20 protein-coding genes are annotated in these 18,428 nt (G+C 66.3%); 14 read left to right on the top strand and 6 right to left on the bottom strand.

Translation table 11 applies throughout. The features are described 5' to 3' along the window. Positions 1-104: 104 nt before the first annotated feature. From GY937_10855 to GY937_10840, 4 genes are read right to left on the bottom strand one after another with little or no spacing between them, the layout of a single operon-like run. Complete coding sequence (locus GY937_10855; protein ID MCP5057211.1) at positions 105-1,067, bottom strand: LLM class flavin-dependent oxidoreductase; 963 nt, start codon at positions 1,065-1,067, stop codon at positions 105-107. After that, the gene (locus GY937_10850; protein ID MCP5057210.1) at positions 1,064-2,398 is read right to left on the bottom strand and encodes an ABC1 kinase family protein; all 1,335 of its coding nucleotides are present in this window, start codon (positions 2,396-2,398) and stop codon (positions 1,064-1,066) included. Before GY937_10850 ends, GY937_10855 begins: the two co-directional genes overlap by 4 nt. A gap of 33 nt (positions 2,399-2,431) precedes the next feature. After that, entirely contained in the window at positions 2,432-3,703 is a 1,272-nt protein-coding gene (locus GY937_10845) for a hypothetical protein (GenBank protein ID MCP5057209.1), read from the bottom strand. Beyond that, positions 3,700-4,101: a hypothetical protein gene (locus GY937_10840; GenBank protein MCP5057208.1), complete on the bottom strand. Its 402-nt coding sequence runs from the start codon at positions 4,099-4,101 to the stop codon at positions 3,700-3,702. Before GY937_10840 ends, GY937_10845 begins: the two co-directional genes overlap by 4 nt. Before the next feature lie 52 nt (positions 4,102-4,153). Here GY937_10840 and GY937_10835 point away from each other — a divergent pair, with 52 nt between their 5' ends. The 8 genes from GY937_10835 to acpP all read left to right on the top strand — a co-directional run bounded on the left by GY937_10835 (position 4,154) and on the right by acpP (position 10,386). After that, on the top strand, positions 4,154-4,576 hold the full coding sequence (locus tag GY937_10835; GenBank protein MCP5057207.1) for a CBS domain-containing protein: 423 nt from the start codon (positions 4,154-4,156) through the stop codon (positions 4,574-4,576). Positions 4,577-4,815: 239 nt separating this feature from the next. Next, the gene (locus GY937_10830) at positions 4,816-5,637 is read left to right on the top strand and encodes a universal stress protein (protein ID MCP5057206.1); all 822 of its coding nucleotides are present in this window, start codon (positions 4,816-4,818) and stop codon (positions 5,635-5,637) included. A 60-nt stretch (positions 5,638-5,697) separates the two neighbouring features. Further along, entirely contained in the window at positions 5,698-6,729 is a 1,032-nt protein-coding gene (gene lpxD / locus GY937_10825) for a UDP-3-O-(3-hydroxymyristoyl)glucosamine N-acyltransferase (protein MCP5057205.1), read from the top strand. Further along, a complete protein-coding gene (locus GY937_10820) occupies positions 6,726-7,523 on the top strand; it encodes a ribonuclease HII (protein MCP5057204.1) in 798 nt (265 codons plus the stop codon). Before lpxD ends, GY937_10820 begins: the two co-directional genes overlap by 4 nt. Next, on the top strand, positions 7,460-8,512 hold the full coding sequence (locus GY937_10815; GenBank protein MCP5057203.1) for a tRNA pseudouridine(13) synthase TruD: 1,053 nt from the start codon (positions 7,460-7,462) through the stop codon (positions 8,510-8,512). The genes GY937_10820 and GY937_10815 overlap by 64 nt, the downstream gene beginning before the upstream one ends. A 34-nt stretch (positions 8,513-8,546) precedes the next feature. Then, positions 8,547-9,506, top strand: a complete 960-nt coding sequence (gene cysK, locus GY937_10810; GenBank protein ID MCP5057202.1) for a cysteine synthase A — start codon at positions 8,547-8,549, stop codon at positions 9,504-9,506. Then, positions 9,487-10,131, top strand: coding sequence for a TetR/AcrR family transcriptional regulator (locus GY937_10805; protein MCP5057201.1), 645 nt, complete (start codon positions 9,487-9,489; stop codon positions 10,129-10,131). The genes cysK and GY937_10805 overlap by 20 nt, the downstream gene beginning before the upstream one ends. A gap of 24 nt (positions 10,132-10,155) precedes the next feature. After that, positions 10,156-10,386 (top strand): acyl carrier protein, encoded by a 231-nt coding sequence (gene acpP / locus GY937_10800; protein ID MCP5057200.1) that lies wholly within the window; start codon positions 10,156-10,158, stop codon positions 10,384-10,386. On the opposite strand, the gene GY937_10795 is transcribed toward acpP, so the two are convergent. Then, positions 10,383-10,694 carry a hypothetical protein gene (locus GY937_10795; GenBank protein ID MCP5057199.1) on the bottom strand — a complete coding sequence of 104 codons (312 nt, stop codon included), beginning with the start codon at positions 10,692-10,694 and terminating at the stop codon, positions 10,383-10,385. The two genes, acpP and GY937_10795, sit on opposite strands and share 4 nt — an antisense overlap. A gap of 38 nt (positions 10,695-10,732) precedes the next feature. Here GY937_10795 and polA point away from each other — a divergent pair, with 38 nt between their 5' ends. From polA to GY937_10775, 4 genes are all read left to right on the top strand, one after another. Continuing rightward, entirely contained in the window at positions 10,733-13,399 is a 2,667-nt protein-coding gene (gene polA, locus GY937_10790; GenBank protein MCP5057198.1) for a DNA polymerase I, read from the top strand. Positions 13,400-13,469: 70 nt separating this feature from the next. Then, complete coding sequence (locus GY937_10785) at positions 13,470-14,099, top strand: sigma-70 family RNA polymerase sigma factor (protein ID MCP5057197.1); 630 nt, start codon at positions 13,470-13,472, stop codon at positions 14,097-14,099. Further along, a complete protein-coding gene (locus GY937_10780; protein ID MCP5057196.1) occupies positions 14,096-14,587 on the top strand; it encodes a hypothetical protein in 492 nt (163 codons plus the stop codon). The genes GY937_10785 and GY937_10780 overlap by 4 nt, the downstream gene beginning before the upstream one ends. After that, complete coding sequence (locus GY937_10775; GenBank protein ID MCP5057195.1) at positions 14,574-15,035, top strand: hypothetical protein; 462 nt, start codon at positions 14,574-14,576, stop codon at positions 15,033-15,035. The genes GY937_10780 and GY937_10775 overlap by 14 nt, the downstream gene beginning before the upstream one ends. Before the next feature lie 539 nt (positions 15,036-15,574). Here the strand turns inward: GY937_10775 and pdxH are convergent. Beyond that, entirely contained in the window at positions 15,575-16,237 is a 663-nt protein-coding gene (gene pdxH / locus GY937_10770; protein MCP5057194.1) for a pyridoxamine 5'-phosphate oxidase, read from the bottom strand. 82 nt (positions 16,238-16,319) lie between these two features. Here pdxH and GY937_10765 point away from each other — a divergent pair, with 82 nt between their 5' ends. Beyond that, positions 16,320-17,093 carry a phytanoyl-CoA dioxygenase family protein gene (locus tag GY937_10765; GenBank protein ID MCP5057193.1) on the top strand — a complete coding sequence of 258 codons (774 nt, stop codon included), beginning with the start codon at positions 16,320-16,322 and terminating at the stop codon, positions 17,091-17,093. 3 nt (positions 17,094-17,096) lie between these two features. Further along, positions 17,097-18,332 (top strand): aspartate aminotransferase family protein, encoded by a 1,236-nt coding sequence (locus GY937_10760; protein MCP5057192.1) that lies wholly within the window; start codon positions 17,097-17,099, stop codon positions 18,330-18,332. Positions 18,333-18,428 lie beyond the last annotated feature (96 nt).

Genomic DNA, 18,428 nt, shown 5'->3' with positions numbered 1-18,428 from the left:
GGACCCTCGAGACGGCTGCCGACCTTCTCGTGTGCCACTCCGCTTCTCATGGGTGACATTCGAGTCGCCGGGGCTGGGTACAGACCGGGCGGAATGGCTCGGCCCTATGCGAGCAGCTCGGCCAGGGTTTCGAGCGACGCCTCCCGCTCGTTTTCGCTCGCCCCGGGAACTTCCGTCCGGACCACGAGCAGGTCCAGGCCGAGCTGCTGCCGATACCCGCGGATTTGATCTTCGACGTGGCTTCGGGTGCCGACCAGGACGCGATCTCCGAGGGGGCCTTCGGCAGCTCGGGCGAGGGCTTTGTTCGGTCGCCGCGAAGGGACGATTCGCTGCTCGCCTTCGAGTGCCGCTCGAACGCGGGCCGCAGTGCCGTCGTCTTCGGCCACGAAAGCTGTCCGCATCACGGGCACTCTCGGCGCGCGCGGATCGGGATCGGCGTCACAATGCTCGCGCCAGAAAGCGTAGTTCTCGGCCAGCACGGGCAGGCCTTCGAGAGGCGAGGCGAGGTAGGGAAGGCCTCGGCGGGCGGCCTGCGCAAGGCCCTTGGGGCCGAATGCGGCGACGACCAGGGGAGGGTGGGGTTGTTGGGCGGGCCGCAAGCCCAGGTGCACCGCGCCGGCTCCGTAGTATTGACCGCCCTGTTCGAAGGCGGTTCCCGTCCATGCGGCAAGCATCGTGTCGAGGGCCTCGTCGAATCGGTCGCGTTTGGTCTTCGCAGCCACCCCGAAGGCCCGAAACAGCGGCGGTCGAAAGCCACGCCCCAGGCCTAACAAGACCCGCCCGCCCGAGAGCTGGTCGAGCAGCGCGACCTGGGCTGCTACGTGCAGCGGATGCTGCACCGGCAAGAGAAGAGACGTCGTCGCCAGCCGCACCCGTTTCGTGCGCGCCGCGAAAGCCGCCAATGTGATGAGCGGGGACGGCGTGGCGTTCGGGTGAAAGTGGTGTTCCGGAAGCCAGACCGAGTGGAGACCGAGCCGGTCGGCGCGTTCGACCAGACGCAGGGTGCGGGCCCAGCCAGCGGGAGTCGTTCCGGCCCCGACGGCCAGACCCAAGGAGAGAGAACTCACTTCTGCGGGGCCTTCCCGGCCACGCCAAGGGCGATGGGCATCAAGATCTTCAGGAAATCGACCTTGGCACCGAGGGCGGCATTCAGGCCCGTGAGCAGGGCGAGCACCCGCCCCACGAGCACCAGGTGGTGGGGGACGCGGACGATCGGGTTCTGGCGAATCCGCTCGGGAATTTCCTCGCGCAGCCGAGCCATCGTCTCCGGGTCCACGCGTCCATCCTGGCGGACCTCCTTGGCGACACCCAGCATCAGCTCGGCGATGTCGTGCAGGCTCTCCTCCCGGCCGTCCCGGGTCTCGAAGCCGAGCTCGATGAGAGCATGACCCATGGCCGCGGAGTCCCCCTGGAGGAGCGCCGTTGCGAAACCGAGCACCGTCTCGCGGAAGCTCGCAGGAAGCTCTTTCGCCAGGCCGAAGTCGAGGATCACGAGCCGGCCGCTCTCGACCTCGACCAGCAGGTTGCCCGGGTGTGGATCGCCATGGAAGAAGCCGCGCACGAGGATCATCTCGGCGAATACCTCGATCAACGTGCGCATCACGGCTTGCAGGTCCACGCCCGCGCTGCGGAGCGCCTCGGTGTCGGTGATCTTCCGCCCGACCATTCGCTCCATGACCAGCACGCGCCGGGTGGACCACTCCCAGTGGATGACCGGGATGGCCACGTCATCGCGTCCAACCAGGAATTCAGCAACCTTCTCGGCGTTGCGGCCCTCGTTCAGGAAGTCGAGTTCGAGGGGAACGTTCGCGCCGAGTTCGTCGACCAGTGGCATCAAATCGAAGTCGGGCTCCAGCCAGCCGACGGCGCGGAAGAGCGCGCGAAGGTTGGCCAGATCGCTGCGGACCAGGGCACCGATCTCCGGGTATTGGATCTTCACTGCGACGGGCGTTCCGTCCTGCAGCACGGCCGCATGCACCTGGGCTAGCGATGCAGCCGCCAGGGGTTCTTCCGCGAACTCGCGAAACACCTCCTCGAGCGGTCGGCCGAGTTCGTCCTCGACGAGATCACGTGCGATGTCGAAGGGATAGGCGGGCACCCGGTCCTGCAGCTGGCCGAGGATCTCCTGGTAGGGCTTCGGCAACACGTCTGCGCGTGCGCTCGCGAACTGGCAGCCCTTCAGGATCAATCCCTGGAGGTCGACCGCCAGGTCGTAGATTTCCTGGGCATTCGTCCGGTGCAGGGCGTCCCAGCGCTCGTCCATATCGCCGGGTTGAAGCCGCCGCGCCAGGAAGCGATGGCTGCGGACGCGAAGGTAGACCCGCCCGAAGGTGAGGCTGATGCGCCGAGCCCGATCGATACGCTCGCCTAGAGTGAGGGATCGGCTACGGCTGCTCAAGTGGGGCTCCGCAGGGCGCGCTGAAGGGCCAGCCTACCAGAGCTCCGGCGGCTTGCTCGGGCAGGACCACGCACCGCCGAGCTCGACATCATCGGCCTCGAGTTCCGCTCTTTCCTCGTCCGAGAGATCATCGGCCCAGGGCGGGTTGTAGGCGCATTGGATCCAGCGGGGCGCGGAGAACTCGAGGATGTAGCCGGTTCCGAAGCTCTGATAGTCGAACGTTTGACCGCTACCGCTCAGGAATCCGACCTGCCTCGGGGTTTCTTCGAGATCCCCGGCGGCCACCAACTCCTGGAGCTCGTCTGGGAACGTGCCTTCCCGATCGAGGAATCGTTGGAGGGCGTCGGTCACGGCGGGAGCCGCTTCTTCCCGGGTCGTCTGGTAGTCGAGCACGGTGAGCATCTGGCCGAGCAGCAAGGGTGCAGTAGCGAGCAACCCGCCTAGCAGGACGGCTCGCACCCTGGAAGACGACGCCTCGCCGGACTCCCGGAAAGCCCACGCGAGCGCTCCGAACAGCAGCAGCACGACGAGGGCTGCCGCAACGATGGTCGCGGCGCCCGTCCGGAACGGAAGTAAAGCGAACTGGCGCCCGAAGCCCAGCCAGCAGAGCGGCACGGCGAGGGCTGCGGCGGCCGCTAGCGCCGAACGCCCGGAGCTGCGGGGGCCACGGCTGACCACGGTCAAGCCCACGCCCACCCCCAGCCACGTCGCGGCAAGCCAGCTGCCAACCACTTCCAGGCCAAAGATCTGCACCACCGGCCATGGAGAGATAGCGAAGGGAAGTGTCGGGTTCGTGCCGGTTACATTTCGCTCGAAGGCGACGAGGCCGAGGAACACCGGTCCATAGCTGGCAACGCGGGCCCAGCCGGGCAGCTTGCTCCAAGCGGCCGCGAGCAGGGGAGCCGTGAGTGCGGCGCCTACGGCGAGGGCCAGGAGGCCAAGGGAGAGGCTCCAGCGCCAGTGGAAGAACGTCCAGGCCCGGCTCGAACCGATCCCGAAGCTCACCAACAAGCCCACGGCGAGTACCTGGGAGACGACCAACCAGCGCAGTACCGCGGACCCGGAAGTCCGGAAGAGAGCCCAGGCCAGCGCCAGGGCGATCAGCCCGAACAAGCCGAAGGCGACGGCCAGGGTGCTTGGCGCAACCTCCGAGAGGAAGCCGCTTGGCATCCACCAGCGCTGGCCGCCCAGGGAGAGATTCGGCCCGAGGCCGTGGTGGAGGAAGATGACGTAGACGAGCGAGGTGAGGCTCAACACCGGGCCGGCATGGCGGGTCCATGTGGCCCCAACGGAAGGGGCACTCATTTCTCGTTCCGGTCCTTGTCTTTGTCGGGAACGAAGCGCACCTTGGCGCTGACCTCGACCGTGGCACCATCCAGCAGCCGCCGAGCGAGTTCGACTGGATCCAGCGCCTCGAGGGTGCGGCCAAACTCCTTCGACAGGCGTTCGAGCATCTCGGTGCGGGTTCTTTCACTCTGGGCGATGAAGAATTCGAGGACGTCGCGCGGGACGGAATCGCCCAATGCCCGGCGGACGGCCTCTTCCGTCATGAAAAGGCCCGTAAAGCCCATGGACAAGCCGCGGCGCAGCAGATCGGGGAAGAAGCCCGCGGCGTCTTCGGCGGCCGTCGGGTCGAATCCGTCCGGGGTTTCATCCTCGGCGTCCCGAGCGTTCCTGTGTTTGGATGCGGATTCCGATGCCATCGACGGAGCTCGCGGTCTAGAATGCGCCCCACCTGGGGACAAGGGAGAGAGAGTGGAAGATCGCGTTCGCGACATCATGGGCCGCCAACTGGTCACCATTTCGGCGGGCGACCGCCTCTCGACCGTCGAGGATATCATGACCCTTGGTCACGTGCGCCACATGCCCGTCGTCCAGGCGGGCCAGCTCGTGGGGGTGGTCTCCGAGCGCGATCTGCTGCGGGCTTCCCTCTCGGTGCTCTCGGAACATCGAGACGATGAGCGCCGGGCCTTCATGCATATGGTGGAGATCGAGAGGGTCATGTCCACGCCGCCCATCGTGGTACAGCCGGATGCCACGATCGAGGAAGCGGCGCTGATCATGGCCGAGAGCAGGATCGGCTGCCTGCCCGTGCTGGATGGAGACCAGCTGCTGGGCATGATCACCGAGACGGACATCCTTCGCTGGGTGGCAGGGGTCGCCGGTGAGGATTCATGAGCCCCGGCCGGTCTCATCGGGCCCCGGTTGTGACCCCCGCCGGGATTTTTCAATACGATTGACAGGCCCCGCGGGGCTCTCGTACCCTCGACCCCGCCGGGACCGGAAGATCGGCCCGGACACGACACCGGAGAACCGTCCACTCATGGCCAACACCCAGCCCCGCGTGCCCCTCGGGTCGAAGGATCGGCTGCTCACCTAGAGACCGCAGAAGCGCTAGCTCCAGCGCGGAGAACTCCATGATCGAGACCATCCTGATTGCCACCGACGGCTCTGATGCCGCACACCACGCCGAGCGTTATGGCGTGGCATTGGGTTCGCGCCTGCGGGCCCGGCTTGCCGGTCTGGCAGTCATCGAGGACAAGGTGGCCCAAGGCCTGCGGGCCGATGCATTGGGTATTGCACCACCGAACCTGACTGGCATCGAAGGCTTCCTGAAGGCCCGAGCCGAAGCCGCGTGCCGGCGTCTTTCCGAGGCGGCGCGCAACAGCCAGAGCGAATGTGCGGCCGAGGCTGTGCGAGGCATCGCCGACGACCGGATCGTGGAGCGCGGGCAGGCCGTCGACATGGTCGTGATCGGACGAGACGGTGAGCACGCCGGCTGTCGCACCGGCCTGATCGGTTCAACGGCCGACGGCACGTTACGAAAGACAGGCAAGGCCGTGGTCGTGGTGCCCGCCGGTTCCGAGTTCGGCGGCCCCATCGTGCTGGCCTTCGATGGTTCTCCCGGCTCCCGGGTCGCTGCCAAGTTGGCGGTCGAACTGGCCGCGCGCCTCGAGCAGACGGTTCATGTGTTCGTGGATTCGAAGGACAAGGGCCGCGCGGCTGCGCGCTTCGACGAAGTCCGTCGGCTGCTCGGAACCCTCACGGTGCCCGTACGCGAGGCGTCCTCGACCCTTGGGCGCCCCGATGTGAAGATCGTGGATACGGCCAGGGCGGCTCGCGCCGGCTTGATCGTGATGGGCGCCTTCGGCCGCAATCGCATCAACGAGTACTTCCTGGGCAGCAATGCCAGCGCCGTCGTTCGCACCTCGCCTGTGCCGGTGCTGCTGGCCCGCTAGAGAGAACGTCCCCGCCATTCACGCTAGCCTCTCGGAAGCGAACGGGGGCGGCGAACACCGATGGGGATCGAGATCGGCGAGCTGGCAGCAAGGCTCGGCGGACGTGAAGTCGAAGGCGACGCTGCCTTCGTGGTCGAAGACGTGGCTGGCCTCGAGGACGGAGGCCCGCGTGACCTGGGCTTCCTGCGTTCGGCGTCCCACGCCGCCGCATTGGCGGAATCCTCCCTTGGCGCCGTGATCGCGCCACCGGAAGTGGAGGTCGGAGGGCGGCCTGCGATCCGTTCCCCGCTTCCGAATCTGGATTTCGCCCGGGCGACGGGTTGGCTGCGGCCTCCCGCGCGTCCGCCGGCAGGAATCCACCCGAGTGCGATCGTCGCGGCGGACGCGAAGGTCGATCCGTCCTCGGCGATCGGCGCGCTGGCCGTCGTCGAGGCTGGAGCGACGATCGGGGCCGAGACCGTGCTGGGTGCGCGCGTCGTCGTGGGAGCCGGCACCACGATCGGCCGCGGCTGTTGGCTACACGCCGGGGCCGTCGTTCGCGAAGGTTGCACGCTCGGCGATCGGGTGATCCTCCAGCCCGGCGTAGCCGTCGGCGGAGACGGCTTCGGTTACGAATTCAACGAGCGCGGCGAGCATGAGAAGGTGCCGCAGGTCGGCAACGTGGTGATCGAGGACGACGTCGAGATCGGTGCCAACAGCACGGTGGATCGCGCTCGTCTCGGGACGACCCGTATCGGCCGAGGGACCAAGATCGACAATCTGGTCATGGTCGGGCACAACGTCGAAATCGGCGAACACGGCATCCTGGTTGCGCAAACCGGGGTGGCGGGAACGGCGACGTTGGGTGATCGCGTGATCTGTATGGCCCAATCGGGGGTCGGCGGGCACATCACGATCGGCGACGGGGCATTCGTCGGCGCTCGGGGTGGGGTGATCGAGGATCTTCCGCCGGGTAGCCGCGTCTGGGGTTTTCCTTCGATTCCCGAACGTGCCTGGCACCGTTCCATGGCGGTCTTCGCAAAGCTGCCGGAGATCGTGCGCAGGCTGCGGGCGGTGGAAAAGAAGACCCGGGATGTTGGGGAGGATTCGTGAGTCGCGGCGCGCGTTCACTCACGGCCCTTCGCAAGCGGGCGCAAGCCACGGCCACTGAATCCGGCCTGCAGGAGTTGGCTGCCGAACTCGCGAACGACGCACGGACGGGGGCGCGAGCCCTTGGCGAGAGCTGCCTGCGGCGCGCTGAGAAAATCGGGCGAGAGCGGGAGCGCCTCGAGGGTCTCTATCAGTTGCGCACAACCCTCCACGCGCGAGGCGTTCGCGTGGTTGCAGGGGTTGACGAGGTCGGTGTCGGGCCCCTGGCGGGGCCGGTCGTGGCGGCGGCCGTGGTGCTCGGGGACGCACCCGACCTGCTCGGACTCAACGATTCGAAGAAGCTCACCCGCGAGAAACGCGAAACCCTCGATGCCGCCATTCGCAGCCAGGCCGTGGCGATCGGCATCTGCCAGGTGTGGACCGAGGAGATCGACGAGATCAACATCTTCCAGGCGACCTTGCGCGCGATGCAGGGTGCCGTGGCCGACCTCCCGGTTCAACCGGATCACGTCCTGGTGGACGCCCGTAGGATTCCCGGCATCGATGTCCCGCAGACGCCGATCATCGGGGGGGATGGCAAGGATGCTTCGATTGCGGCCGCCTCGATCGTCGCCAAGGTGCATCGGGATGAGATCATGCGCCGCTTCGACGCCGTGTACCCGGGCTACGGCTTCGCCCGCCACAAGGGCTACGGCACCGAAGAGCATATGGCCGCACTCCGCCACGAGGGGCCGTGCCCGATACATCGCCGGTCCTTCGGCCCCGTGCGCCAGCTCTCGTCGCCGCCTTCGTTTTGAAGGTTGCGGAGGCTCCGGAGGACTTCGTCGTGGACGAGGTCCCGCTGTATCCGCCGAGTGGCGAGGGCGAGCATACCTTCGTGCGGGTCGAGAAGCGCTTGTGCAACACCGAGCAAGTCGCCAGGGCGCTGGCGCGAGCAGCGGACGTGCGGCCGCGAGATGTCGGATACGCCGGTCGCAAGGATCGGGTGGCCATCACACGGCAATGGTTCTCGGTTCCCGGCCTGGATTCGGCGGAGGCGTTGGCACTCGAGGGCGAGGGCTGGACGGTGCTCGAGGCGGTGCCCCATCAGCACAAGCTTCGCACGGGGCAGCTCCGCGAGAATCGCTTCGAACTCGTGGTGCGCCAGCTTTCGGCGGAGGAGGTGGCGCGCGCCAGGGCCCGCCTGCCGGAGATCGCACGGGGCGGCTTTGCGAATCGCTTCGGCCCGCAACGCTTCGGTCGCGAGGGGGACAATGCCGAGCGCGGCCTCGAAATCCTGCGGTCGGGTCGCATGGGGCGGGACAAGCGTCAATCGCGTTTTCTGGTTTCCGCATTCCAGGCCCAGTTGTTCAATGACTACCTCCAGCGCCGGACGTTGCCCCTCGACCGTGTAGCTCTGGGGGAGGTCGCCTGGAAGCACGATTCCGGGGCGACCTTCCTGGTGGAGGACGAGGCACTCGAAAACGTTCGGGCGGAGGCGTTCGAGATCAGCCCGAGCGGGCCGATCGTCGGTACTCGCATGCCCAGGCCAGAAGGGCCGGCGGGAGAGGATGAGGCCAAATGGCTCTCCGGCTGGGGGCTCCCGGACCCGTTGGTTCCACCGCGTGGGCTTCGGCTGCGCGGCGGGCGACGTCCGCTGCGCGTGCGTGCATCGGATCTCAGCTGGGAGCCCGTCGCCGGCGACGCCCTTCGGCTGGTGTTTCGCCTGCCGCCTGGCAGCTATGCCACCGTCCTCATGGCCAGCGTTTTCGGGTCGACGGATGACTCGCTCCAGCAGCCGGGGTAGTCTCGGGCACTCGCGATTCCCAGGAAGGAACAGCATGAACATCGCCAACAACATCACCGAACTCATCGGACGTACGCCGCTCGTGCGTCTGAATACGGTATCGGCGGGCGTCGATGCCCAGATCGTCTGCAAGCTCGAAGGCCAGAACCCCGCAGCGAGCGTGAAGGACCGAATCGGGCTCGCGATGATCGAGGCCGCCGAACGCGACGGCGCGATCACGCCGGGCAAGACCGTGATCGTCGAGCCCACCAGCGGCAACACCGGGATCGCATTGGCGTTCGTGGCCGCGGTGAAGGGCTACTCCTGTGTTCTCGTGATGCCGGAGACGATGAGCCTGGAGCGGCGCGTCGTTCTTCGCGCATTCGGCGCAAAGCTCGTCCTGACCGAGGGCGCCAAGGGGATGCGCGGCGCCGTGGAGAAGGCGAACCAGCTCGTCGCCGAGATTCCCGACGGATTCATGCCCCAGCAGTTCATGAATCCGGCCAACCCGGAGGTCCACCGCAACACGACGGCGCTGGAGATCTGGGAGGATACGGACGGGCAAGTCGATGCCTTGATTTCCGGCGTGGGCACGGGCGGCACGATCACGGGGATCGCCCAGGCGCTGAAGGAGAAGAAAGCCTCCTTCGAGGCGATTGCCATCGAGCCCGAGGCGAGCCCCGTGCTTTCCGGTGGCTCGCCGGGCCCCCATCCGATCCAAGGCATTGGCGCCGGTTTCATCCCCGACGTTCTCGATCAATCCCTGATCGATTCCGTGATCAAGGTCAGCGCCGACGCTGCCTTCGACATGGCTCGTCGCCTGGCCTCCGAGGAAGGCATCCTCTGCGGAATCTCGTCCGGTGCGGCCGTAAGCGCGGCCCTCGAGTATGGCCGGAAGCCCGACAACCAGGGCAAGCTGGTCGTGGTCATCATTCCGAGCTTCGGCGAGCGGTATCTCAACACCAAGTTGTTCGAGCCCTATCGATACGAGGGCAGTGACGACGTCGGTGTCTGATCCGGCGTCCGGGGGAGACCGACGCACCCTGCAGCGGGGACGAATCCTCGAGGCTGCACGGGGTGTCTTCTTCCGAGACGGCTTCATGAACGCGAACCTCGACGAGGTCGCGCAGATCGCCGGTGTCGCGAAGGGGACGCTCTACCGCTACTTCGAGAACAAGGGCGATCTCTACGTCGCTCTGCTCGCGGACGGTGGTGCGATCTTCCAGGAGCGGCTCGGAGAGGCTGCTCGGACGCCTGGCTCGGCGGCGGACCAGATTCGCGAACTCGGTCGGTTCTACGTCGATCATTGGACGCGCAACCGGGAGAACTTCTGGATCTTCTGGGCCCTCGACAACCAGGAAGTGATCGGCGACCTCCCGGATGCCCTGGTGCAGGAGATCACCCGTCTCTGGCATAGTTGTCTGAAGATTCTCGCCGCCGCGATCGATCGCGGTGTCGAGAGCGGCGAGTTCGCGCCCTGTGATAGCTGGGAGGTGGCCAACATCCTGTGGACGATGGCCAACGGTGTCATCCAGACCGAGTTGGCCGCGCCACGCCGCCGCTTGCGTGATCGCCCCCTCGACCAGGTCTTCCGCGACATGGTCGAGATCTTCCTGCGCGGAATGCGCAGTGCTCCGTAGGAGGGCCCGAGGTTGAACGACGACCTGCTGGCCCGCCTGCGTGAGATCATCTGCAGTCAGTTGGGCGCCTCGCCCCAGGAGGTCGTGCCCGGGGCCCGTATCCTCGATGATCTCGGTGCCGATTCTCTCGATGTGGTCGAACTCGTCATGGCCCTCGAGGAGAGCTACGACATCATCGTCCCCGACGAGGATGCGGAATCCCTTCAGACGGTTGCGGATGTCCAGGCCTACATCACGGCCAAGACGGCCTCCTAGCGGTTCTTCAGCCCCGGTAGGACCTGCAGGTAGGCCGCGAGTCCGAGGGTCACGACGGCGCAGCCGACCGCCAGGAAGAGTCGGCCTCCGCCCAGGGCGCGGCGGGCAACCTGCTTTGCCAGTTCGAGTTCTTCCTCGCTGAGTTCCTCGGGGCCCGGCGGCAGTTGCTGGACGGCCTGGAGCAGGTCCGGAAGGGCAAGCAGCAGGGCAAAGAGGATGAACAAGCCGAACAAGTAGAGCATGCTCAGGGTGAAACTGGCGCGAAACACCGGGCGGCGAGGTCGCAGGGGAACTTGCGGGGATGCCATCGGGCCAAGGCTAGCGCCGCCTCTGCTACCGTGCCGACGTGTCCCGACTGGTCGTGATCGACGGGGCGAACTTCCTCTACCGCGCCTTCTTCGGGGTGCCGCCGCTGCGCAATGCCGACGGCTTTCCCACGAACGCGGTCTATGGGTTCGCGAACATGCTGCGCAAGGTGCTCCGCGAGGAAGCGCCCGACGGCATCGTCATCGCAATGGATCCGCCTGGGGGTTCCTTCCGGAAGGAGCTCTACGCCGAATACAAAGCGAATCGAGACGCTCAGCCCGAAGATCTTTCCGTCCAGATCCCCGTGGCTCGGGAGCTGATCGAGGCTTTTTCGATTCCGATCTTCGAGGTTCCGGGTTTCGAGGCCGATGACGTCATTGCCAGCCTGGTCGAGAACTCACCGGCCGATCTGGAGGTGGTGATCGTCTCGACGGACAAGGATCTGATGCAGCTCGTCAGCGATCGGGTCGTGCTGCTCGACACGATGAAGGACAAGCGCATCGGTCCGGCAGAGGTCGAAGCGCGTTTCGGTGTCCCACCGGCGCAACTGCTCGATGTCCGTGCCCTGGTTGGAGATCCCTCGGACAATATTCCCGGCGTGAAGGGCATCGGCGAAAAGGGCGCAGCGAAATTGATCGGGGAGTGGGGTGACCTCGAGACCCTGATCGCGAATGCCGCCAACGTCAAAGGCAAGAAAGCCAGGGAAGGCCTGGAGGGGCAGGCCGATGCGGCGCGGCTCTCGAAGCAGCTCGCGACATTGCGCACGGATGTCCCCCTGCCGGGGCAGCCGAAGGATCTCAGTGTTCCCGAGCCGGATACCGGGGCGCTGCGGGAGATGTACAAGCGTCTCGAGTTCACTCGCTTGCTCGACGATCTCGCCGGCGGAGCGCCGGAGGAACGGGCTCCGGAGATTCCGACCGACATCCTCACCACGAAGCGCGAGCTTTCAGCATGGCTGAAGGGCGGGGCCGGGCGCGGCCTGAGCCTGGCATTGGTCGGTGGCGATCTCGAGAGTGGTCTCGTCGGTGAGCCGGCGGGTCTGGCGATCGAGTGCGACGACAAGGTGGCCTATCTGCCGCCGGGCCACAGGATTCTGTTTCCGGTTTGTGAACTCAGCTGGGACGAAGCGCTCTCTGCGATCGCTGCTGCGATCACGAGCAGCAAGGGCGGCGTATGGCGGGGACGCGATACCAAACGGATCCAGACCGTCTTTGCGGAAGCCGGGAATCCGCTACCGCCTCCGGATTTCGATGTGGAACTGGCCGGCTTCCTCCTGGATCCAGCCGCTCAGCGCACGACGGCGGGCCTGGCTCAGAGCACGCTCGGCCGCAGTGTGCGCAGCTTCGAGGAGATCGCAGGCCGTGGGGCGAAGGCGATTCCGCCCTACGAACTGCCCCTCGACATCGCGGGCCCCTGGGCTGGGGAGGAAGCCGCGGCCCTGCGCGATCTGGAGATGCCGCTCCGTGAACGGCTCGCCAAGGACGAACTCGATGGCCTCTTCGAGGATGTCGAGCTTCCGCTGACCACCGTTCTCTCCGAGATGGAGCGCACGGGCGTGCGCATCGACGAGGCGAAGCTCGCAGAGCTTTCCGAGGAGTACGAGAGCGAGCTCAGCCGCATCCAGGGCCGCATCTATGCGCTGGCCGGCGAAGAGTTCACGATCGCCTCGCCGAAACAATTGCAGGTGATCTTGTTCGACAAGTTGAATCTGACGCCGATCAAGAAGACCAAGACCGGTTTTTCGACCGACGAAGGTGTGCTCGAGCAGCTTGCAAGCCAACATGATCTGCCCGTGGAGATCCTGGCCTACCGCCGGCTCGCCAAGCTGAAGAGCACCTACGTCGATGCGCTGCCTCCGCTGGTGAATGAGGGCACCGGGCGCATCCACCCGACCTTCAACCAATCAGGTGCGGCGACGGGCCGGCTTTCTTCCACCCACCCGAACGTCCAGAACATCCCGATCCGCACCGAGCAGGGCATTCGTATCCGCGAGGCGTTCATTCCGGCCGATGGCAACGTGCTCGTCTCGGCCGACTACAGCCAGGTGGAGCTGCGCGTGATGGCCCACTTCTCAGGTGATGCGAGCCTGATCGAAGCGTTCCACTCCGGCGACGACATCCACCGGCGTACGGCCGCGGAGGTGAGCGGCATCGACCCCGCCGATGTCACGTCCGAGCAGCGTGACGCCGCCAAGGCGATCAATTTCGGAATCCTCTACGGCTCGAGCGCTTTTGGTATTGCCAACCAGCTCGGCATCGCCCAGGCGGAGGCCCAGCAGACCATCGATCGCTATTTCGCCCAATACGAGGGCGTGGCTCGCTTCCTCGCGGACACCAAGGCTGCCGCCAAGCGGGACGGCTACGTGCGCACGCTTCTCGGCCGGCGCCGCTACCTCCCGGATCTCGGCTCCCGCAACCGGGCGCTGCGCATGGCGTCCGAGCGGATGGCCGTGAACACGGTCATCCAGGGCACTGCCGCCGATCTGATCAAGAAGGCCATGATCCTGGTCTCCGAATTCTTGCGGTCGGAGGCCCTGGCCGCCCGCATGATCCTGCAGGTCCACGACGAGCTGGTCTTCGATGCGCCAGCCGCCGAGGTGGAAGCCCTCAGTGAGGGCGTCAGGACCCTCATGGAGGGCGTCTACGCGCTGGAGGTGCCCCTGGTGGTGGATGTCGGCTCAGGAGAGCACTGGCGGGCCGCGCATTGAGCCGCCTTCGGCGCATCGAATACCCGGCCCCCGGAGTGCGTCGAACCCAGCGACCCATGAGGAAGCCCCTGTGACTGCCGAGTTCGCCGGACCGCCCGACGACGAGGCGATCCGGCTCGCCAAGGCCGGGGACGCCGACGCCTATCGGGTGCTCGTGGAGCGCTATCAGGGCCGGGCCTTCCGGCTTGCCCTGCGGGTGCTCCGCGACGAGGATGCAGCGCGCGACGCCGTCCAGGACGCGTTCCTCAAGGCCTGGAACGCGCTCCCGAAGTTCGAGGGCCGCTCCAGGTTCTACACCTGGTTGTACCGCCTCGTGATGAACCAATGCCTGGATGCCAAACGCCGCGACAAATCCGACCGCCACGTGGCGTGGGAGGAAGGGGGCGCCGCCGAGGCCGAGCTGGCGACGGCTCCGCCCGAGGAGGTGGACGGTGTGACCTTCGCACCCGCCGCCGCGGTCGCTCGCAAGCAGCTCAGGCAACAACTCGCCGATGCCATCGCACGCCTGCCCGAAACCGCCCGGGAAACACTCATGCTTCGTGACGTCGATGGCCTCTCCTATGCGGAGATCGCCAAGGCCCTCGAGATTCCAAAGGGGACGGTGATGAGCCGGCTCCACTACGCCCGCAAGCAGCTCCAGGGCTTCTTGCTCGAGGTCGGTGCCGCACCGGCCACGCCATCGCCGGGAGAACCCCAATGAATGCACCGCTCGATGAACGCCAGATCCAGGAGCTGGCCGCCTACCATGACGGCGAGCTCGGAATCCTGGCCCGCCTGCGGGTGCGCCGCTGGCTGTCGCGGGATCCCCAGGCGCGCGACGAACTCGACGGCTTCGCCACCCTCGGTGAGTTGCTGCGGGAGGAGGAATCCCTGGCCGCCACACCCGACCTGTGGCCCGGGATCGAACGACGCTTGCCCGCGCGCAGCGAGCCTCGGGAAGCGGCGGATCCGTCGCCCTGGCTCACGGGTTGGCTACCTGCCGGTGCCCTGGCTGCCGCTGCCGCCACGGCCCTGGTGTTGGCTGTTGGCCTGGAATGGGGCGATGCTGCGGATTCCAGCTCGGTACGCTGGCTCGATACGGGCAACCGAACCGCAGCGGTTCTCCAAGACGACAAGGAAGCCACCATCATCTGGATTCTGGATACGGATGATCAGGCTTCGAGGAGGATCGATCGTGCTGTCAGTTAGGCACCTGGATCGCCGCCAGCGGGCGCTCGTCTGGAGAAGTCTCCTGATCGGCCTGCTGCTGCTCTTTCACACGGGCCCGGCCCTGGCCGAGGGCCAGACGTTCGACTTCGTGGTGACCGTTCTTCACGCAACGCCCGACGGCGCGGTGGGCAAGGGAGCGGGACGCTACGACCGCCTCTTGCGCCGCCAGGTGCGGTACGAGGGACTGCGCGTCGTGAAGAGCAAAAAGGCCACGGTGGCTGCCCGTGAGATCGGCGCCGTGAAGCTCCCCGACGGCGATACCCTTCGTTTCCGTCCGATCGATCCGGAGGGCCCCGGTGCCCTGGTCGCGGTCGATGTGGGCTCCACCCAGGGCGATTTCCGAATGCCGAAGGGAAAACCCCTGATCTTCGGAGGCTCTGCTTGGAAGGGAGGACGGCTGGTCGTCGTGCTGGAGCTCGCAGAGTAGGCTCCCCGAGGGGACAAGCAGGAATAATGGCCGGTCACGAGTTTTTTCGAGGATTTTCTGACACGCCGGGTGGGTTGGCGCCACATAGAGGGTGAAAAGCCAAAATATCCCCTTCCCAGGGAAGCCCGGAGACGCCCTCGGCGACTCCGGGCATTTCTGCGTCTGGAGGTTTCGCGGTTTTCTGGCCTTCGGCCCCTTGGAGGCCGCTTCGCTCCTTCTGCGTAGCTTCGAGTCGCCGGGGCTGGGCACAGGCCGGGCGGAATGGCTCGGCCGGGGATCGGGTGGCCGCGTAGAGAGGTGAACGGAGTGTCGCCCTTCGCGGCTTTCGCCGCGGGCAACCTACGCGCACGTTGAACGGGACCCATGCCTGCGCTTGATTTCCGCCCGGCCTGCACCCAGCCCCGGCGAAGCGGTTCCGGTTGCCAGCACGGCCCCCCGCTCCACGATCCGCGTTGAGGAGTGAAGCGGCGCGTACGACCAGGTTGATTGTTGGGGGGGTGGTGTGGGTTTCGGCGGCGACGAGGGTTTTGGCGATGGGGTCAGGGTTGGAGGCGTTGGGGGCTCCACGGGCCGGGTTCTGGGGTGAGTCGTCGGCTCCATTCGGCACGGTCGTGAACGCGTCCGGCGCGCGAGTGCCAGAGTTCGATTCGCTCGGCGCGCAGCCGGTAGCCGCCCCAGGTCGGAGGGCGAGGGACTCGGTCGGAAGGTTCGGCGCCGCGAGGTTCGACGCCGAAGCGGTCTGCGGCGGCCTGCACGTTCGCCATCAGCTCCGCGCGCGATTCGATCGGCTCGCTTTGGTCGCTCGCCCAGGCTCCCACCTGGCTCTCCACGGGGCGGGTCGCGAAGTAGGCGTCGGATTCGGTCTCGCTCGTGAGTTCGACCGGGCCCGAGATCCGTGCCTGACGCCCGAAGTGGGTGAAGGAGAAGCAGGCGGATGCGTAGGGCAGGGCGGCCAGTGCCCGGCCCTTGGGGCTCTCTCGATGGGTGAAGAAGACGAGTGCTCCCGTCTCGGGTTCGACGGCCTGGCATAGCACCACGCGCACCTCCGGCTTCCCATCCGCCGCGCAGGTCGCGAGGGAGATACCGTGGGGGCTCGGTTGTCGGCCGTCGCTGAAGGCCTCGTTCAGCCAACCTGCGAGAAGCGGAAACGGATCGCCGGGAAGCGGGTCTCGTCCGAGCCACGCGTCGTCGGAATCGGTCATTCGGGCAGGCTAGCGGCAAATGCCGTCCGTGCGCCTCGCAGCATCGCCGCAGCTCGGCTGACGCGGTGGTACCCTGCCGCGCGTGGTTGGCCTGGACCGAGCAGAACGTGAGGGCTGGGAGCGGGACGGATTCGTCTTGCTGCGCGCCGCCGTATCGCCGGAGGTCTGCCGGGAGATGCTCGGCCGGGCCGTGCACCTGGCCCGCGAGCAGGCGCGAGGGCGCGATCTCGGCCTGCCTTTCGTGTTGCCCGAACCCGCGACCCAGGCTGCCGCGCAACGGCCCGAAGACGCGGTTGGAAAGATCTTCCGCCTGCATCCGGAAGATCCTGTCTTCGAACCCTTCTCCCGGACGCCGGCTCTTCTCGATCGGCTCGAGAGCCTTCTCGGCCCGGCCTTCGATTGCTTCCTCTCCCAGTTCATCTTCAAGAACCCGGGTGCCTTGGGTCAGCCCTGGCATCAGGATTCCTACTATTTTCCGTTCGAGCCGGATCGTCAGGTCGGCGTCTGGGTTGCGGTCACCGCGGCAACCCGCGAGAACGGGCCTTTGTGGGTTCTCCCGGGCTCCCATAGGGAGCCGGTCCACGAACACGTTCCCGATCGCCGCGAGCACAGCCAGATCGGATATGTGGAGATCGTCGATCACGATATGAGTGCGGCCACCCCGGTTTTGATGGATCCCGGCGATGTACTCTTGTTCGACAGCCACTTGATGCACCGATCGACGGACAACGGGTCCGAAGGCACTCGGGCCGCAATGGTCTATCACTACAGCCCGGCCGGAACTCTCGATGGGTCGACCGGTTTTACCCCGAACCGTTGGGTTCCCGTGCGGCGACCTGCCGCGGAGGCAGACTGAACCATGACGCTCCCCAAGCAAGGACTCGATCGCGAGGCGCTCTTCTCGCAGATGCGCGAACGCAAGACCCAGGACGCGGATTGGCATGGCGCGCGCACGTTCAGCCTGGTCTATCCGGCCGGAGACGAAGTCGATTCGATTCTTGCGGAGGCCAATGAGCTCTACCTCTACGAGAACGCGCTCAACCCGTTGCGCTTCCCGAGCCTCCGCCAGATGGAGGTCGAGGTCGTCGACGTCACCAAGGGCTTGCTGCATGCGCCAGAAGAGGCCGCGGGTTGCATGACTTCAGGTGGCACCGAGAGCATCCTGATGGCGGTCAAGTCGGCGCGGGGCCGCGCCAAGGACGAGCGCGGTGTGACCGAGCCGCAGCTCCTCGCGCCGGTGTCGGCACATCCCGCCTTCGGGAAGGCCGCTCACTATCTGGGGCTCGAGCATGTGCAGATTCCGATCGACGGGAACTACAAAGCGGATCTGCGCGAAACCGAGCGCTTGATTGGCGATCGCACAGCACTGGTCGTCGGTTCCTGCCCGAACTATCCGTTCGGGACCTCCGACCCGATTCCCGAGATGGCCGGGATGGCATCGGAGCGCGGGATATCGTTTCACACCGACGCCTGCCTCGGCGGTTTCCTGCTGCCTTTCTACGAGAAGCTCGGCGAGCCGGTGCCGCCCTTCGATTTCCGGGTGCCCGGTGTCACGACGATCTCGGCAGATGTGCACAAGTATGGTTATGCGACGAAGGGTGCTTCGATCGTGACCCATCGCGACGGCGAACATCTGAAGAAGTACCAGCGCTTCCTCTACGATCGCTGGCCCGGCGGGCTCTACCTTTCGTTTGCGATGGCCGGAGCCCGTCCTGCGGCCCCGATCGCCGCTGCCTGGGCCATCCTCCACTACCTCGGCGAAGAGGGTTACGTGAAGCTGGCCGCTCAGATCCGCGACGCCGTAAAGCAGATCCAGGCTGGCATCGCGGACATTCCCGAGCTGACGGTGGTCGGCGAACCGATCATGAGCGTGTTCGCGTTCACGGCGGCGGAAGGCTCAGGCGTCGATCCCTTCGCGGTGGGGGATGCGATGGATCAGAAAGGCTGGTGCATCGATCGCCAGCACGGCCCCGATGCGTTGCACCTGATGATCAGCCCCAAGCATCTCAGTGTGGCGGACGCGTTCCTCTCCGATCTGCGGGATGCGGTCAAGAACCACGGGCCGTCTCAGGGCAAGGAGGCTCGCTACAGCTGAGGATTCGACGGAGGGCGCTCAGGTCCTCCTGATCGACAAGGCCGATCTTCCGGTTTTGTTTGATTTCTTGAAAGATCCGCATTCCTGATTCGTAGA

This window comes from bacterium, assembly GCA_024228115.1.
Classification (GTDB): Bacteria; Myxococcota_A; UBA9160; order UBA9160; family UBA6930.
The sequence above is the reverse complement of the archived record's forward strand: the minus strand, read 5'-3'. Positions and strand labels throughout refer to the sequence as shown.

Excerpts from the sequence above, each read along its gene's own strand:
- lpxD (MCP5057205.1), top strand. The coding sequence starts at position 5,698 with ATGGGGATCGAGATCGGCGAGCTGGCAGCAAGGCTCGGCGGACGTGAA.
- GY937_10830 (MCP5057206.1), top strand. The coding sequence starts at position 4,816 with ATGATCGAGACCATCCTGATTGCCACCGACGGCTCTGATGCCGCACAC.
- cysK (MCP5057202.1), top strand. The coding sequence starts at position 8,547 with ATGAACATCGCCAACAACATCACCGAACTCATCGGACGTACGCCGCTC.
- pdxH (MCP5057194.1), bottom strand. The coding sequence starts at position 16,237 with ATGACCGATTCCGACGACGCGTGGCTCGGACGAGACCCGCTTCCCGGC.
- GY937_10795 (MCP5057199.1), bottom strand. The coding sequence starts at position 10,694 with ATGGCATCCCCGCAAGTTCCCCTGCGACCTCGCCGCCCGGTGTTTCGC.
- GY937_10840 (MCP5057208.1), bottom strand. The coding sequence starts at position 4,101 with ATGGCATCGGAATCCGCATCCAAACACAGGAACGCTCGGGACGCCGAG.
- GY937_10780 (MCP5057196.1), top strand. The coding sequence starts at position 14,096 with ATGAATGCACCGCTCGATGAACGCCAGATCCAGGAGCTGGCCGCCTAC.
- GY937_10760 (MCP5057192.1), top strand. The coding sequence starts at position 17,097 with ATGACGCTCCCCAAGCAAGGACTCGATCGCGAGGCGCTCTTCTCGCAG.
- GY937_10845 (MCP5057209.1), bottom strand. The coding sequence starts at position 3,703 with ATGAGTGCCCCTTCCGTTGGGGCCACATGGACCCGCCATGCCGGCCCG.